General features: G+C 64.9%; 17 protein-coding genes. 6 read left to right on the forward strand and 11 right to left on the reverse strand.

Annotated features, from left to right (window positions below; all coding sequences use genetic code 11):
• Positions 1-197: 197 nt before the first annotated feature.
• Both M1D44_RS14445 and gabT read right to left on the reverse strand, forming a co-directional pair.
• Positions 198-1700, reverse strand: a complete 1503-nt coding sequence (locus tag M1D44_RS14445) for an NAD-dependent succinate-semialdehyde dehydrogenase (protein ID WP_316852910.1) — start codon at positions 1698-1700, stop codon at positions 198-200.
• A 4-nt stretch (positions 1701-1704) separates the two neighbouring features.
• A complete protein-coding gene (gene gabT, locus M1D44_RS14450; protein ID WP_024977026.1) occupies positions 1705-2985 on the reverse strand; it encodes a 4-aminobutyrate--2-oxoglutarate transaminase in 1281 nt (426 codons plus the stop codon).
• A 153-nt stretch (positions 2986-3138) separates the two neighbouring features.
• Between gabT and pdxR the strand changes: the two genes are divergently transcribed.
• Entirely contained in the window at positions 3139-4653 is a 1515-nt protein-coding gene (pdxR, locus tag M1D44_RS14455; RefSeq protein ID WP_316853026.1) for a MocR-like pyridoxine biosynthesis transcription factor PdxR, read from the forward strand.
• A gap of 62 nt (positions 4654-4715) precedes the next feature.
• On the opposite strand, the gene slmA is transcribed toward pdxR, so the two are convergent.
• The 3 genes from slmA to argB are packed head-to-tail and all read right to left on the reverse strand — an operon-like array spanning position 4716 to position 7183.
• Positions 4716-5366, reverse strand: a complete 651-nt coding sequence (slmA, locus tag M1D44_RS14460) for a nucleoid occlusion factor SlmA (protein WP_024977028.1) — start codon at positions 5364-5366, stop codon at positions 4716-4718.
• Positions 5367-5411: 45 nt separating this feature from the next.
• Complete coding sequence (locus tag M1D44_RS14465) at positions 5412-6269, reverse strand: pyrimidine 5'-nucleotidase (RefSeq protein ID WP_316852911.1); 858 nt, start codon at positions 6267-6269, stop codon at positions 5412-5414.
• Positions 6269-7183, reverse strand: coding sequence for an acetylglutamate kinase (gene argB / locus M1D44_RS14470; protein ID WP_112186299.1), 915 nt, complete (start codon positions 7181-7183; stop codon positions 6269-6271). Before argB ends, M1D44_RS14465 begins: the two co-directional genes overlap by 1 nt.
• A gap of 171 nt (positions 7184-7354) precedes the next feature.
• On the opposite strand from argB, the gene M1D44_RS14475 reads away from it, so the two are divergent.
• The 3 genes from M1D44_RS14475 to M1D44_RS14485 are packed head-to-tail and all read left to right on the forward strand — an operon-like array spanning position 7355 to position 8418.
• Positions 7355-7948: a sigma-70 family RNA polymerase sigma factor gene (locus tag M1D44_RS14475; RefSeq protein WP_112186301.1), complete on the forward strand. Its 594-nt coding sequence runs from the start codon at positions 7355-7357 to the stop codon at positions 7946-7948.
• Between the two features lie 42 nt (positions 7949-7990).
• Complete coding sequence (locus M1D44_RS14480) at positions 7991-8203, forward strand: zf-HC2 domain-containing protein (RefSeq protein WP_024977032.1); 213 nt, start codon at positions 7991-7993, stop codon at positions 8201-8203.
• Positions 8200-8418 carry a cysteine-rich CWC family protein gene (locus tag M1D44_RS14485; protein ID WP_316852912.1) on the forward strand — a complete coding sequence of 73 codons (219 nt, stop codon included), beginning with the start codon at positions 8200-8202 and terminating at the stop codon, positions 8416-8418. The genes M1D44_RS14480 and M1D44_RS14485 overlap by 4 nt, the downstream gene beginning before the upstream one ends.
• A gap of 4 nt (positions 8419-8422) precedes the next feature.
• Here the strand turns inward: M1D44_RS14485 and M1D44_RS14490 are convergent, their stop codons facing one another.
• Positions 8423-8644: a hypothetical protein gene (locus M1D44_RS14490; RefSeq protein ID WP_316852913.1), complete on the reverse strand. Its 222-nt coding sequence runs from the start codon at positions 8642-8644 to the stop codon at positions 8423-8425.
• Positions 8645-8690: 46 nt separating this feature from the next.
• Positions 8691-9185 (reverse strand): copper chaperone PCu(A)C, encoded by a 495-nt coding sequence (locus M1D44_RS14495; RefSeq protein ID WP_080693683.1) that lies wholly within the window; start codon positions 9183-9185, stop codon positions 8691-8693.
• A 145-nt stretch (positions 9186-9330) separates the two neighbouring features.
• On the opposite strand from M1D44_RS14495, the gene M1D44_RS14500 reads away from it, so the two are divergent.
• Positions 9331-10677, forward strand: coding sequence for an ATP-binding protein (locus M1D44_RS14500; RefSeq protein WP_024977036.1), 1347 nt, complete (start codon positions 9331-9333; stop codon positions 10675-10677).
• A 49-nt stretch (positions 10678-10726) separates the two neighbouring features.
• Complete coding sequence (locus M1D44_RS14505; RefSeq protein ID WP_024977037.1) at positions 10727-11305, forward strand: response regulator transcription factor; 579 nt, start codon at positions 10727-10729, stop codon at positions 11303-11305.
• A 34-nt stretch (positions 11306-11339) separates the two neighbouring features.
• Here M1D44_RS14505 and M1D44_RS14510 read toward each other — a convergent pair whose 3' ends face one another.
• The 4 genes from M1D44_RS14510 to hslV all read right to left on the reverse strand — a co-directional run bounded on the left by M1D44_RS14510 (position 11340) and on the right by hslV (position 14346).
• Positions 11340-11543, reverse strand: coding sequence for a CsbD family protein (locus M1D44_RS14510; RefSeq protein ID WP_024977038.1), 204 nt, complete (start codon positions 11541-11543; stop codon positions 11340-11342).
• A 78-nt stretch (positions 11544-11621) separates the two neighbouring features.
• Complete coding sequence (locus M1D44_RS14515; RefSeq protein WP_024977039.1) at positions 11622-12236, reverse strand: hypothetical protein; 615 nt, start codon at positions 12234-12236, stop codon at positions 11622-11624.
• A 214-nt stretch (positions 12237-12450) separates the two neighbouring features.
• A complete protein-coding gene (gene hslU / locus M1D44_RS14520; protein WP_024977040.1) occupies positions 12451-13782 on the reverse strand; it encodes an ATP-dependent protease ATPase subunit HslU in 1332 nt (443 codons plus the stop codon).
• Positions 13783-13809: 27 nt separating this feature from the next.
• Positions 13810-14346 carry an ATP-dependent protease subunit HslV gene (gene hslV, locus M1D44_RS14525; RefSeq protein ID WP_316852914.1) on the reverse strand — a complete coding sequence of 179 codons (537 nt, stop codon included), beginning with the start codon at positions 14344-14346 and terminating at the stop codon, positions 13810-13812.
• Between the last annotated feature and the right edge of the window lie 152 nt (positions 14347-14498).

Genomic DNA, 14498 nt, shown 5'->3' on the forward strand with positions numbered 1-14498 from the left:
CACCACCCCCGCTCTGACCGAACCTCTTTAGCCGCATTTGTAATGAGAGCCCAGAGCCACATCCGTGGATGCCTGAACTCCCGCGCGCCCGCAAGCCAGTCGTCAAATCGGCGCGCCAGAGGAAAGTGATTATAGAGCAAGCGGCGGCGGACGCATCACCGCATCGTGATGCGTCCGATTCCCCGCCATATGCCGGGTCAAAGGCCTGCCATATTGATGTACTTGATCTCCAGGTACTCGTCGATGCCGTATTTGGAGCCTTCGCGGCCGAGCCCCGATTGCTTGACGCCGCCAAACGGCGCTTCGGCCGTCGAGATCAGCCCCGTATTGACGCCAACCATTCCAGACTCCAGCGCGTCCGAAACGCGCCACGCTCGGCCCAGATCGCGGGTGTAGAAATACGCGGCCAGCCCGAACTCGGTGTCGTTGGCGGCGGCCACGGCCTCGTCTTCCGTGTCGAAGGGAATGAGCGCAGCCAGCGGGCCGAACGTTTCTTCATGCGCGAGCAGCATGCCCGGCTTCGCATCGACCACGACGGTCGGCTCGAAGAACGCACCGCCCTGCGCGGACAGCGCATGCGGCTTGCCGCCCACCAGGACGCGCGCACCTTGGCGCACGGCGTCGTCCAGATGCTGCTGCACCTTGTCCATCGCGCGCATGTGGATCAGCGGGCCCTGCTGCACGCCGGGCTCCGTGCCGTTGCCGACGCGCAGCGCACGCACGGCGTCGGCGAGCTTGGCCGCAAACGTGTCGTAGATGCCGCGTTGCACGTAAAAGCGATTCGCGCACACGCAGGTTTGGCCTGCGTTGCGGTACTTGGCGATCATCGCGCCTTCCACCGCCGCATCGACGTCGGCATCGTCAAACACGATGAACGGCGCGTTGCCGCCCAGTTCGAGCGACAGCTTCTTGATGTCGTCGGCGCACTGGCGCATCAGCAAGCGACCGACCGCCGTGGAGCCCGTGAAGCTGAGCTTGCGCACGATCGGGTTGGACGTCAGCTCGCCGCCAATCGCCTGCGAATCGCCCGTGACGATGGACAGCAGGCCCGCCGGCACGCCCGCGCGCGCGGCCAGCTCGGCAAATGCGAGCGCAGAGTAGGGCGTTTCCAGCGCGGGCTTCACGACCATCGAGCAACCGGCCGCCAGCGCCGGGCCGACCTTGCGCGTCATCATCGCGATGGGGAAATTCCATGGCGTGATGGCCGCGCTCACGCCGATCGGCTCCTTCTGCACGACGATACGGCGATCGCCCTGCGGCGAGGGAATCGTGTCGCCGTAAATCCGGCGTGCTTCTTCCGCAAACCATTCGATGAATGACGCGGCGTAGGCGATTTCGCCGGCAGCTTCCGGCAGCGGCTTGCCTTGTTCGGCCGTGAGGATGGCAGCGAGATCCTGCTGATGCTCCATCATCAAATCCGCCAGCTTGCGCAGGATCCTGGCGCGATCGCGTGCGCTCACCTTGCGCCAGGCGCGTTGCGCAACCTGTGCGGCATCGATGGCGCGGCGTGTTTCGGCGGCGCCCATGCCGGGCACGGTGCCGATCTTGCGGCCGGTGGCGGGATCGGTCACGTCGCGCGTGGCGCCGTCATCGGCATCGGCCCAGGTGCCGGCGAGGAACGCTTGCGTGCGCCACAGGCCGGGGTCTTTCAGTGCGATCGGTGGCGTAACCGGCGCGCTCGGCAGATCGGTGCGGGTCATGGTGTCAGCTCTCCAGTGCGCGTTGCAGGATGGCAAGGCCCTCTTCGAACACCGCGTCTTCAATCGTGAGCGGGAACAGGAAGCGGATCACGTTGCCGTACACGCCGCACGACAGGAGGAGCAGGCCGGCTTCGAGCGCGCGCTGCTGCACGAGCTTGGTGAAATCGGCGTCCGGCTTGCCGTCCGGCGTATTGAATTCGACAGCAACCATCGCGCCCACGCCACGCACTTCGGCAATGCGCGACTGCTTGGCCTTGGCAGCATTCAGCGCGTCGACCAGACGTGCGCCCAGCGCGGCGGAGCGCTCGCACAGTTTCTCGTCGGCAATGATGTCGAGCACCGCATGTGCCGACGCCACCGCCAGCGGGTTGCCGGCGTAGGTGCCGCCGAGCCCGCCCGGAGCCGGCGCGTCCATGATTTCTGCGCGGCCCGTGACGGCGGATAACGGCAGGCCGCCGGCCAGGCCCTTGGCCATCGTCGTGATGTCTGGCAGCACGCCCGTGTGCTCCATGGCAAACAGCTTGCCGGTGCGGGCAAAGCCGGTTTGGACTTCGTCGGCGATCATCACGATGCCGTGTTCATCGCACAGCGCACGCACGGCGCGTACGAAATCGGCGGGCATCTGGTAGAAGCCGCCCTCGCCCTGCACCGGCTCGAAGATGATGGCGGCCACCTGGCGCGGATCGATATCGGCCTTGAACAGGCGCTGGATGGCGTCAAGCGCATCCTGCGTGCTTACGCCATGCAGCGCCACGGGCGCCGGCACGTGATAGATGCTGCCCGGGAACGGTCCGAAGCCCGTCTTGTACGGCACCACCTTGCCCGTCAGCGACATACCCATGAACGTACGGCCGTGGAACGCGCCCGTGAGTGCGATCACACCCGGGCGGCCCGTGTGCGCCCGTGCGATCTTGATGGCGTTTTCCACGGCCTCGGCGCCCGTGGTGAAGAACGCGGTCTTTTTGGCGTGCGAGCCTGGCGTGATCGCGTTCAGGCGCTCGGCCAGCTCGACGTACGAACCGTACGGCACGATCTGGAAAGCGGTGTGCGTGAAGTGATCCAGCTGCTCGCGCACGGCCTGCACCAGACGCGGGTGGCGATGGCCCGTGTTGACCACGGCAATGCCGGCCGCGAAGTCAATGTAGCGGCGGCCTTCCACGTCCCAGAACAGGGCGTTCTCGGCGCGCTCGGCGTAGCGGTCGGTCATCACACCAACGCCGCGCGGCGTAGCGGCCAGGCGGCGGGCATTCCATTGGGCGTTCTGTTGCGGGTCTCGGGCGTTCATGGCGGTCTTGTGCGTTGGGTCAAGAAAGAGACGATGCGGCCCAGTGTGGCCCCATTGGCTCTGTACAATAAGACCCAATCAGGTTTTTCTTTTGGAACCACTTTGGTTCCATCGCGCACCATGGCCGACCATTCCCCCACCCACCGCGCCAGCATGCTGGTCGACTACCTGCAACGCCGCTTCGACCGTGCAGAGCCGGGCGGCGAGCCCGACCACCGCCGCCTGTACCGCGTGTTGCAGGAGGGCATCCTGCGCGACGAGCTGCAGCCAGGCACGCGCCTGCCGTCGTCGCGGCAGTTGGCCACCGAACTGGGCATCGCGCGCAACACGGTCATCCACGTCTATGAGCAGCTCAGCGTGGAAGGCTACGTGTCGGCAGGCGTGGGCAGCGGCACCTTCGTCGCCGATACCGCGCCAGACCGGCTGGACGCAGCCCCCGCACCGGCCGCAGCGGTTGCCGCAGTGGCGCCCGCGCCGATCACTGAAGCGGCCATGCCGTCCGCGCCGATGCTCTCAACGCGCGGCCGTGCGCTGGTGCGCGATGCGGGCGCCAGTTCGCGCCAATGGGGCGCCTTCATGCCGGGCGTACCGGAGGTGCGGATGTTTCCGGCGCGCATCTGGTCGCGCTTGCACAACCGGCTGCTGCGCAAGCCTTCACCCGCGCTGCTGACGTATCCCGTTGGCGCGGGCTACCTGCCGCTGCGCACCGCGCTGGCCGATTACCTGCGCACCGCGCGTGGCGTGCGCTGCGAGCCCGAGCAGATCATCGTCACTGCAGGCATCCACCCGTCGCTCCAACTCATCGCGCAGCTGCTGTGCGACGCCGGCGACAGTGCATGGATCGAAGACCCCGGCTACTGGGGCGTGCGCAGCGTACTCACCGCTGCGGGCGTGCGCACCGTGCCACTGCCGGTGGACGATGAAGGCATGCGCTTCGACATCCCCACGCGCGGGCGTCAGCGCAGCAAGCCGCCGAAGCTCATGGTGGTCTCGCCCTCGCACCAATATCCGCTCGGTTCGGTGATGAGCCTCGCGCGACGCCGGGCGCTGCTGGCCACCGCCCACGCAACCGATGCATGGATCGTCGAAGACGACTACGACAGCGAATTCCGCTACGGCAGCCGCCCGCTGCCTTCTTTGCAAGGGCTGGATGATGGCGGGCGCGTGCTCTACATGGGCACGTTCTCGAAAGTGCTGTTCCCCAGCTTGCGGATTGGCTATCTGGTCGTGCCGCCCGCGCTGGCCGATGCGTTTACGACGGGGCTGTCGGAGATGTTCCGCGGCGGCCAGATTCTCACGCAGGCCGTGCTGGCGGACTTCATTGCGGAGGGCCATTTCGTCTCCCACATCCGGCGCATGCGTGGCGTGTATGCGGAACGGCGCGAAACGCTGCTGGCGTCCATCGCCCACGAGTTCGGCGACGCGCTGCCCGTGCATGACGGTGCGTCAGGCCTGCATCTCGTGCTGGGCTTGCCGGCCGGCACCAACGATGTGGCCGTTGCTGATCTTGCACTCGCCAATGACGTCGTCACGCGCCCGCTCTCACGTTATTACCAGGACGACGCGCGCCGCTTGCCCGGACTGCTGCTCGGCTATGGCCATGTGGAAACAGAGCAGATTGGGGCGCGGTTTCATACGTTGGCGGAGGCGGTGCGCACCGTCGGCTGACCAACGCTGCACGCAACAAAAAAGCCCCGCATCGCGGGGCTTTTACTTGGGGCGAAGCACGCTCAGGCCAACAGCACCCGCAACTGCGCATCCGCACCTTCCACCGGAGACTTCCGGAAGCCGCTCTTGGCGTACCGATGCCAGCGCCCCAGCACCGCGCACACAACCAAGTTGGCGCGCGAAGCGATGTCGGCATCCGCCGGCCAGGCACCCTGCGTAACCGCCATGCGCAGACTCTGCTTGAGCGACGCCTCGATGCGATCCAGGCACTGCGCCATGCGCTCGGGCAGGCGCTCGTCTTCGCCGACCAGCGCGTCGCCCACCAGCACGCGCGTCATGCCCGGATTCTTGTCGGCAAACGACAGGAGCATGTGCGCGATGGCATGCGCCTGGCGCAAGCCGTGTTCTTCACGCAAGGTGATCTGGTTGATGAGGCCGAAGACGGTCTGCTCGATGAATTCGATCAGCCCTTCGAACATCTGCGCCTTGCTGGCGAAGTGGCGGTACAACGCCGCTTCGGAGACATCCAACCGTGCAGCCAAGCCTGCGGTTGTGATCTTTTCACCGCGCGGATGCTCGAGCATGCCGGCAAGCGTCTGCAGAATCTGCACGCGGCGCTCGCCCGGTCGGGGGCGTTTGCGTACCGGCGGTGCGGCTATGGCGACGTCCGCGACCGGCTCGGCGGTCGGAAACTCCGTTTGCGCGTTGCTCATGACTTCCTGGCCCCTCTCCCGTTCCGAGCGCGGAGTTACCACTGCCTAGCCGCGTCGAACAAGCCTTCGTTTTAGTTGAAGCACCGATTTTACTTTCACGCTCACATAGCCGGGCCGGTTGGCGAACAAAATCGGTGTGGCGGCCGGTTGATGTGGTGAATTTGCACGCGCGCCAACTGCCGTCGCTTGCATTGGATGCAATGCATCGGCAGCGGAAGTCGGCTGCACGCCGGGCGGCATGCGCCGCAGATAACCCGTCACCCATACCGTGCGAATCCCCAGGCGCCGATAGCGTTTGAGGTGAGAAAGCGTGTCTTCGACGAGGATGGCGCGCGATGGCGCAATACGTTCGCGTGCGAGCAACCGGCGCAGCATCAGCGGGTCAGGTTTCGGACGCAGGCGCCGGTGCACCCACATGTGCTCGACGGCGATTTCGCGTAGGAACGCGCGCTTCAGGCCAATGAGCCGCAGCACCTCGCGCGCGTAGGCGGCCGGCGCGTTGGTCAGCAGAATCTTGCGCCCCGGCAGGGCGCGCAGCAACTGGGCGAGGCCGCGCTCCGCGCGCACCATGGCGCGCAGGTCTTCAAAGCGGTGGGCCTCAGCAAGGAAATCAGCGGGGTCGACGCCGTGATGGCGGACCATGCCCAGAATCGTGGCGCCATAGCGGCGCCAGTAATCCACGCGCACCTGGCTGGCGGTGGCGTCGTCCGTGCCGAGCACGCGCGCCACGTACGCCGTCATCAGCCGGTTGATCTGCGGAAAGATCGCGTGCGATGCGTGGTGAAGTGTGTTGTCGAGGTCGAACAGCCAGACCGGCTGCCGGGCGGGCGGAGAGCCCGCCGGCACCTCGCGCGGGAAGGCGCGCGCAGCATGGCGCACCCGCACCGCCCGAGTGGTTCGCATCAGTGCGAGCGGATCATCGTGCCGAACGCCTGTTCGGTCAGGATTTCCAGCAGCAGCGAGTGCTCGATACGGCCATCGACGATGTGCACCGAGTTCACGCCGCTCTTGGCGGCATCCAGCGCCGACGAAATCTTCGGCAGCATGCCGCCCGAGATCGTGCCGTCGGCAAACAGCTCGTCGATCTCGCGCGCCGACAGGTCGGTCAGCAGATTGCCCTGCTTGTCCATCACGCCGGGAATGTTGGTCATCATGACCAGCTTCTCAGCCTTCAGGATCTCGGCCATCTTGCCGGCCACGACGTCGGCGTTGATGTTGTAGGCCTGACCGTCATCGGAGAAGCCGATGGGCGAGATGACAGGAATGAACGCGTCGTCCTGCAGCGCCTTGACCACCGCCGGGTTGATCGCTTCGATGTCGCCCACGAAACCGATGTCGATGAACTCGCCCGGATGCTCGCGGTCCGGCATCTTCAGCTTCTTGGCGCGGATCAGGCCACCGTCCTTGCCGGTCAGGCCGACCGCTTGGCCGCCGTACTGGTTGATCAGCATGACGATGTCCTGCTGAACTTCGCCGCCGAGCACCCACTCGACCACTTCCATGGTCTCTTCATCGGTCACACGCATGCCCTGGATGAAGGTGCCTTGCTTGCCGACCTTCTTCAGGGCTTCGTCGATTTGCGGACCGCCGCCGTGCACCACCACCGGGTTCATGCCGACCAGCTTGAGCAGGATCACGTCGCGCGCGAAGCCGTGCTTGAGCTTTTCCTCCGTCATGGCGTTGCCGCCGTACTTGACGACGATGGTTTTGCCGTGAAACTTGCGAATGTAAGGCAGGGCCTGCGCGAGAATTTCAGCCTTCAACGCCGGCGCAACGTGCGCGAGGCCAGCAGGGTCGGGGGCAGCAGAAGCGGTCATGACGGTGACATCCGGTTGGGCGGGTATGATGGAACGCCGAATGTCGCGTGCTACAAAAACGAAGCAGCCCATTTTCGGCAGGCGCGATTTTACAAGAAAAGGCGCTACGGTCTGATGGCGCACCTTACGTGCCTGCCATACCGTTGCCACGAAAGAACACCCTGGGGAAACATGGCCATCGCACCCGACCAACTCGACGCGCTGCGCCCTCACCTGCTGCGCTTTGCGCAACTGCAATTGCGTGACACGGCCTTGGCTGAAGACACGGTGGCTGACACCATCCTGGCGGTGCTCGAACACCCCGAGCGCTTTGCCGGCAATGCCTCGCTCAAGACGTACGTGATCGGCATCCTCAAGCACAAGATCGTCGATGCGATCCGCTCGGGGCGGCGCGAAGTGCGCGTCTCACTGCTTTCGGGTGGTGAATCCGACGAGGCAGGCATGCGTTCCGACGAGGCCGTCTTCGACAGCTTGTTCGCCGCCGACGGCCACTACACCAGCCCGCCGTCCGACTGGGGAGACCCCGATGCCGCGCTGTCACGGCGCGAGTTCTTCGACGTGCTGCAAATGTGCGTCGATCGCCTGCCGCCGCGCGTGGGCCGCGTCTTCATGATGCGCGAATGGCTGGAATTGGAAACCGAGGAAATCTGTCAGGAATTGCAGATCACGGCGACCAATGCATGGGCACTGCTCTACCGTGCCCGCATGCGCCTGCGCGAGTGCCTTGACCTGCACTGGTTTGGCAATCAGCCCGCCGCCGCCTGAATCGCCCATAGGCGCACCTGAGCCGCATCACAGAGAACAACCATGCCGAACCGTTGGGGACTGCCCACCTGCAAGGAAGCCCACCGCATGCTGGTGTCGAAGATGGACCGCGACCTGTCCACAGGCGAGCGGCTACGGCTGCGCGTGCATCTGTTTGCCTGCGATGCGTGTACGCGGTTCTCGCACCAGATGGGGTTTCTGCGTCAGGCGATGCACAAGCTCGGACAAGACGACGACGGGAGCAGCCAAGCGTGACCTCGTCGGTCGCCAACACCGTATGTGCGATCTGCGGCGCGGAATTGCACTGCGGAGCCATCGGCGACGGCAAGCAGCCCGACGCGACATGCTGGTGCATGTCCGAAAAAACGCTGCCTGCCAACGCGCGGCGCCCGGGACAGGGCTGCCGCTGCCAGCGTTGCCTGCGCGAAGCGATTGCGCAGGCAACGCTGGCAGCGTCTGAATCCGACTGAGCGATCAGTCCTTGTCTTTGCTGTCGTCGTCCAGCGTGCGCAGCGCACGGCGGACGGCGGCTCGGCCGCGCTGGCGTTCAGCGTGGCCGCCTTCGGTATGGGCACCGGCCTTGCGGCCGCGAGCGAGCGGCACGAGAACGTTGCGCGGGCGCGCAGTGCCGGCCTTCGTTGAAGGTTCGATGCGGAACGTCAGTTTCTGGCGAGTGCCCAGTGTCTTGTTAGCCATGGGAATGCTCCCTTACGTGGCTTGAAGCGACACTCGCCGCAAGCCATCAATGTTTGTGTTCGCCGCCGTGGTTCATGGCGGGCATGTTGCCGGCGGTCAGGTCGCGTACGCGGGCATCCACCTTCTGCTCGACGACGCGCTTGTCGGCCAGTTCCACCTTGAGCGTGATCGGCACGGTGGTGTCCTTCACCAGCGGCTGTTTCAGGTTCATCAACATCACGTGGTAGCCGCCCGGCTTGAGCTGCACGGTCTGGCCCTTCGGCAGATCCAGCGAGGGCATCGCGCGCATGCGCATTACGTCGCCTTCCATCTTCATCTCGTGGATCTCAGCCGTGCCGGCCACGGGCGTCGATACGCCAACCACCTTGGCACCGTCGGCCGATTGCAGCGTCATGAACGCGCCGCTGGACGTCTGACCCGGCACGGTGCCGCGCACCCAGGCGTCCTGCACCGTGACCTGTGCGAAAGCAGCGGCGCTGGCGAGCAAGCCAGCCGTGAGCACAGCCAGGCAAGCGGAAGAACGGATCGATCGGGACGTCATCATCAAGGGCTCCTGTCGGGGACAAACGTGCTGCGCATTAAAGCACAGCGTCTGTGGGGAGATAGGTTGGGTGCACAATTGTGCGGCTGATTGACGCATCGCCGCGCGGATAACCGCGCGGTGCGCACGTTTACACTTGTCCACCATGCTTTTCACCCTGTCTCTTGCCGCGCCACTGCTGGACGCGTCCAGTCTACGCCGCCTCTTCTGGCTGCGATGGAGTCTGCTGGCCACTCAACTGGTCCTGATGCTGCTCGCGCCGCTGGTATTTGGCGTGCAACTGCCGGTGGTGCCGCTGCTGAGCGTGATGGGCCTGCATGCGCTGTTCAACCTGCTCACCGGATGGCGCGTGCGGCGCAACCGGCCCGTGCAGCATATTGAGATCACCGTTCAACTTCTGGTGGACCTGACCGCGCTGTCTGCTCTGCTGTATTTCACAGGTGGCGCGACCAATCCGTTCGTCTCGTTCTACCTGCCGGCGCTGGCAATTGCGGCGGCCATGCTGCCGATCGCACACGTGGTGGGCCTGACGCTTTACGCGCTGGCCGCCTACAGCATGATGCTGGGCAACTACATCCCGCTGAAGCTGGCGAACCAGGCCGATGCGGTGGCGTATCACCTGGCGGGCATGTGGATCGATTTCGTGGCCAGCAGCGCGATGATCGCCGGTTTTACGGCGCGCCTGTCCGCCGCGCTGCGCGAGAGCGATGCGCAACTGACCGAAGCGCGCGAGCGACTGCTGCGCGAGCAACGCATCGAAGCCCTGATGTCGCAAGGCGCGAGCGTAGCGCACGAAATGGGCACACCGCTGTCTACCGTGGCCGTCATCACCGGCGAGCTGCAGCACGACGCGAAGCAGCCCGATTCCCCGCTCGGCCCGTACCGCGAAGACCTGCGCGCCATCGAGCAGCAACTCGAACTGTGCCGCGCTGCGCTGGCCCGCCTGCAGCGCAAACCCAACGACGGCGCGCCCGAGCCGCTCGGCCAATGGTTGCCCGATTTCACGCAGACGTGGCAGTTGCGGCATCCGGACATCCGCCTCCACACGGAGACATCGCCCGCAGCGCAAGCAGTGGAATTGGATGCAGTGAACGTCGGCCAGATCCTCACCATCCTGCTGGACAACGCCGCCCGCAGCCAGCAGCACGCCGGGCGCGATCTGGTGCCGCTGCTGCTGACGGCCAAGATCGACGCCAATCCGGATGTGCTCCGCGATATGCCGCCGCAGATCGTACTGTCCATCGTCGATACGGGGTTGGGCTTGCCGGAAGACTTGCGCACGTCCCTGGGCCGTACGCCGGTACCGAGCCGGCACGGCGGTCACGGCATCGGGCTGTATCTGGCCTCCACCACGGCTCGTCGCTTGGGTGGTACCGTGGTGCTACGTCCGAACCCGCCCCAAGGCGCCATTGCCGAACTCCGACTGCCGGTTGGCGGTCCGATGGAACACGCGGCCGCCCCCATCATTGGCGCGCCCACCCTCTTCACATAACGAGACGGCCTGACACAGCCCCCGCGCACGTACGGCCCCGGAGAACACCATGCAGCAGCCCGCCCCCTTTTTGATCCTCGATGACGACGACGTCTTTGCGCAGACGCTGGCGCGCGCGCTCACGCGTCGCGGCTTTGCTCCGCAGATCGCGCACACCGGCGGCGAAGCGCTGGCACTGGCACGCCAGACACGCTTTTCGTATGTCACTGTCGATCTGCACTTGGCCGCGAGCGACAAGGGCCTGATGCCCCATGGCGGGACGGATTCCGGTCTGCACTGGATTGCCCCATTGCGCCAAGCCCTGCCCGACGCGCGCATGCTGATCCTCACGGGCTACGCGAGCATTGCCACCGCCGTGCAGGCGGTCAAACTGGGGGCCGACGAATACTTGGCCAAACCGGCCAACGTCGATTCGATTCTGCTGGCGTTGCAGGTTGGCGTGTCTGAAGCCGTGGCGGAGCAGACGATGGAGAACCCGGCGCCGCTTTCTGTCGCGCGACTGGAGTGGGAACACATCCAGCGCGTGCTGGCCGAGCACGGCGGCAATATCTCCGCCACCGCGCGGGCGCTCAACATGCATCGGCGCACGCTGCAACGCAAGCTGGGCAAACGGCCGGTCGCCAAGTAAGCGCCGGCCGCGTGACGCTACATCACCGGGGGCATCACCAGCGGGTATCGCGCTCCCACGCCTTGAGCTCGTCTTCGGCGCGTTCCTTCGTATAGCCGTAGCGTTCCTGGATCTTGCCGGCAAGCTGGTCGCGCTTGCCGCGGATCACGGTGAGGTCATCGTCGGTGAGCTGGCCCCACTTTTCCTTGACCTTGCCCTTGGCCTGATCCCATTTACCTTCGATCTGGTCCCAGTTCATACGTCCTCCGTTGCGATTGAGATTGAGACAAAAGCAGGGGCGACCCGCAGGCCGCCCGTGTACACACTTCCGTACGGCTTACTTCTTGAACTTGGCGGCCACGTCGTTCTGACACTTCGTCTTGGCGTCGCCCGACATCGCATCGCAGCGTTCCTTGGCGGCCTTGTAGTTGGCGTCGTTGGTGTCCTTGACGGCATCGCGGCGCGCTTCGCTGACGTCCTTGGCAGTGCCCGTGGCCTTGGCATGGCTCACCTCGTCACCGCCCTTGGCACGCGTGTAGGCGGCCTTGGCATCCTTCACGCAGGTGTCTTTATCGTTGCCCTTCATGGCATCGCACTTGGTCTTGGCGACGTCGTAGTCGGCCTCGGCCTTTTCCTTGGCGGCGCGGTTGCGGGCGGCTTCAGTGCCGTCGCGCTCCACCATCGCATTGGCCTTGGCGACGTTGTAATCGCCCTTGGCCTGCGCACGGCAGACGTCGCGGTCATTGCCCTTCATCGCATCGCACTTGTCCTTGGCGGCTTTGTAATTGGCATCGGCTTGCTTGACGGCACTGTCGTAAGCGGCGCGCTTGGCATCGTTCGGTGCCGAGGCGCCGGCGGGGCCGGTTGGCGCGGGCGTGAGCTGGGCGTGGGCGATGCCCAACGGGGCGCAGGCAAGTACGCAACACAGGGCCAGGCGTTGGATCGGTTTCATACGCTTCTCTCCTTGTCGTGGTGGGAATCGCGCACGCCAGGTGCGCGGCGCGCATTGTCTGTGCGGCACCACCTTCTTCAGCAGATAACGGACCTGACCACGCACGATCCTGATGAAACCCTTGCCAGGCTTGGCTTGGCGGGCGCCCAAACAAAACGGGCCGCATCGTCTCCGATGCGGCCCGCAGGGCATATTGAATGCGTTGCTTACACGCTTACAGCACGTAGCGGGACAGGTCTTCGTTACCCGACAGCTCGTTCAAACGCTCGTCGACGTACGCGGCGTCGATGGTCACGGTCTCGCCCGACGATTTGTGTGCGTGGAAGGACAGGTCTTCAAGCAGTCGCTCCATCACCGTGTACAAACGGCGTGCGCCAATGTTCTCGACCTTCTCGTTGACAGAACATGCGATCTCGGCCAGGCGGCGAATACCATCTTCGGCAAACACGAGGTCGACACCTTCGGTCTTCAGCAGCGCCTGATATTGCTTGGTGAGGCTCGCGTCGGTCTGCGTGAGAATCGCGCGGAAATCCTCCACCGACAGCGAATCCAGCTCCACGCGAATCGGGAATCGGCCCTGCAGTTCGGGAATCAGGTCGCTCGGCTTGGACAGATGGAACGCGCCCGACGCGATGAACAGGATGTGATCGGTCTTGATCATCCCGTACTTGGTGTTCACGGTCGTGCCTTCCACCAGCGGCAGCAAGTCGCGCTGCACGCCCTGGCGCGACACCTCGCCGCCGCCGTATTCGCTGCGGCTGGCGATCTTGTCGATCTCGTCCAGGAACACGATGCCGTTCTGCTCGACGTTGGCCACCGCCTTCTGCTTGAGCTCATCCTCGTTCACGAGCTTCGCGGCCTCTTCGTCGATCAGCAGCTTGAAGGCTTCCTTCACCTTCATCTTGCGACGGTTCTTCTTGCCCTGGCCCAGGCCGGCGAACATCGAGCGGATCTGCTCGGTCATGTCTTCCATGCCGGGCGGCCCCATGATGTCCATGCTCGGCGTGCCGGCCGACACTTCCAGTTCGATTTCCTTGTCGTCGAGCTGGCCTTCGCGCAGCTTCTTGCGGAAGGTCTGGCGCGCGGTCGAGTCCTTCTCTTCGGGCTGCGCAAAACCGATGTCGCGCGGCGGCGGGATCAGGACGTCGAGAATGCGATCCTCGGCCGCATCTTCGGCCTTGGCGCGCACCTTCTTCATCTCGGATTCGCGCGTCTGCTTGACGGCCATCTCGGCCAGATCGCGCACGATGGTGTCGACATCGCGGCCGACGTAGCCGACCTCGGTGAACTTGGTCGCCTCGATCTTGATGAACGGTGCGTCGGCCAGCTTGGCCAGGCGGCGAGCGATCTCGGTCTTGCCCACGCCGGTCGGTCCGATCATCAGGATGTTCTTGGGCGTGATTTCCTGGCGCAGCGGGTCTCCCACCTGTTGGCGGCGCCAACGGTTGCGCAGCGCCACGGCGACGGCCTTCTTGGCCTTGTGCTGGCCGATGATGTGCTTGTCGAGTTCGGAGACGATTTCTGACGGCGTCATGGTTTCAGACATGGGAATCCTGTCGATGAAGGCGTTCGATTATTCGAGCGTCTCGATCACGAAATTGGTGTTGGTGTAGATGCAGAGTTCGCCAGCGATGCGCAGCGCTTTTTCCACCACATCGCGCGGAGCGAGGTCGGTGTTCTCCATGAGCGCCTTGGCGGCCGATTGTGCATACGAGCCGCCCGAGCCGATGGCAGCGATACCGCCTTCCGGGTCAAGCACATCGCCGTTGCCGGTGATGACGAGCGTGGCTTCGCGGTCGGCGACGATCAGCATGGCTTCAAGGTGGCGCAGGGCGCGATCGGTGCGCCAGTCCTTGGCCAGGTCGACGGCGGAGCGCAGCAGGTTGCCCTGGTGCTTCTGCAACTTGGCTTCAAAACGGTCGAGCAGGGAGAAGGCGTCGGCGGTGGCGCCGGCAAAGCCGACCAGCACCTTGCCATCATGGATGGCGCGCACTTTGCGAGCCGAGCCTTTCATCACGATATTGCCCAGCGTGACCTGGCCGTCGCCGCCGAGCGCGACGTGGTTGCCGCGCCGCACGCTGACGATGGTGGTGCCGTGATACTGTTCCATGCGCTTGTTCCTAGGGGTCCGGCTTGGCGCGACCCCCAGCGGGCCGGCCAAAGAACTTCATACTTGACGCCAGCCCCGAGGATTTCAAGCCTGATTTCCGTCACAGCGCACACTTTTTGTGCGCCGGAAATCGCTTCTTGCTGGGCTTCTTA

This window comes from Ralstonia sp. SA306 (genome assembly GCF_054792405.1).

Bases quoted from the DNA above. Each gene is read 5' to 3' on its own strand.
- M1D44_RS14445 (WP_316852910.1), bottom strand. From the start codon at position 1,700: ATGACCCGCACCGATCTGCCGAGCGCGCCGGTTACGCCACCGATCGCA.
- gabT (WP_024977026.1), bottom strand. From the start codon at position 2,985: ATGAACGCCCGAGACCCGCAACAGAACGCCCAATGGAATGCCCGCCGC.
- pdxR (WP_316853026.1), top strand. From the start codon at position 3,139: ATGCTGGTCGACTACCTGCAACGCCGCTTCGACCGTGCAGAGCCGGGC.
- slmA (WP_024977028.1), bottom strand. From the start codon at position 5,366: ATGAGCAACGCGCAAACGGAGTTTCCGACCGCCGAGCCGGTCGCGGAC.
- M1D44_RS14465 (WP_316852911.1), bottom strand. From the start codon at position 6,269: ATGCGAACCACTCGGGCGGTGCGGGTGCGCCATGCTGCGCGCGCCTTC.
- argB (WP_112186299.1), bottom strand. From the start codon at position 7,183: ATGACCGCTTCTGCTGCCCCCGACCCTGCTGGCCTCGCGCACGTTGCG.
- M1D44_RS14475 (WP_112186301.1), top strand. From the start codon at position 7,355: ATGGCCATCGCACCCGACCAACTCGACGCGCTGCGCCCTCACCTGCTG.
- M1D44_RS14480 (WP_024977032.1), top strand. From the start codon at position 7,991: ATGCCGAACCGTTGGGGACTGCCCACCTGCAAGGAAGCCCACCGCATG.
- M1D44_RS14490 (WP_316852913.1), bottom strand. From the start codon at position 8,644: ATGGCTAACAAGACACTGGGCACTCGCCAGAAACTGACGTTCCGCATC.
- M1D44_RS14495 (WP_080693683.1), bottom strand. From the start codon at position 9,185: ATGACGTCCCGATCGATCCGTTCTTCCGCTTGCCTGGCTGTGCTCACG.
- M1D44_RS14500 (WP_024977036.1), top strand. From the start codon at position 9,331: ATGCTTTTCACCCTGTCTCTTGCCGCGCCACTGCTGGACGCGTCCAGT.
- M1D44_RS14505 (WP_024977037.1), top strand. From the start codon at position 10,727: ATGCAGCAGCCCGCCCCCTTTTTGATCCTCGATGACGACGACGTCTTT.
- M1D44_RS14510 (WP_024977038.1), bottom strand. From the start codon at position 11,543: ATGAACTGGGACCAGATCGAAGGTAAATGGGATCAGGCCAAGGGCAAG.
- M1D44_RS14515 (WP_024977039.1), bottom strand. From the start codon at position 12,236: ATGAAACCGATCCAACGCCTGGCCCTGTGTTGCGTACTTGCCTGCGCC.
- hslU (WP_024977040.1), bottom strand. From the start codon at position 13,782: ATGTCTGAAACCATGACGCCGTCAGAAATCGTCTCCGAACTCGACAAG.
- hslV (WP_316852914.1), bottom strand. From the start codon at position 14,346: ATGGAACAGTATCACGGCACCACCATCGTCAGCGTGCGGCGCGGCAAC.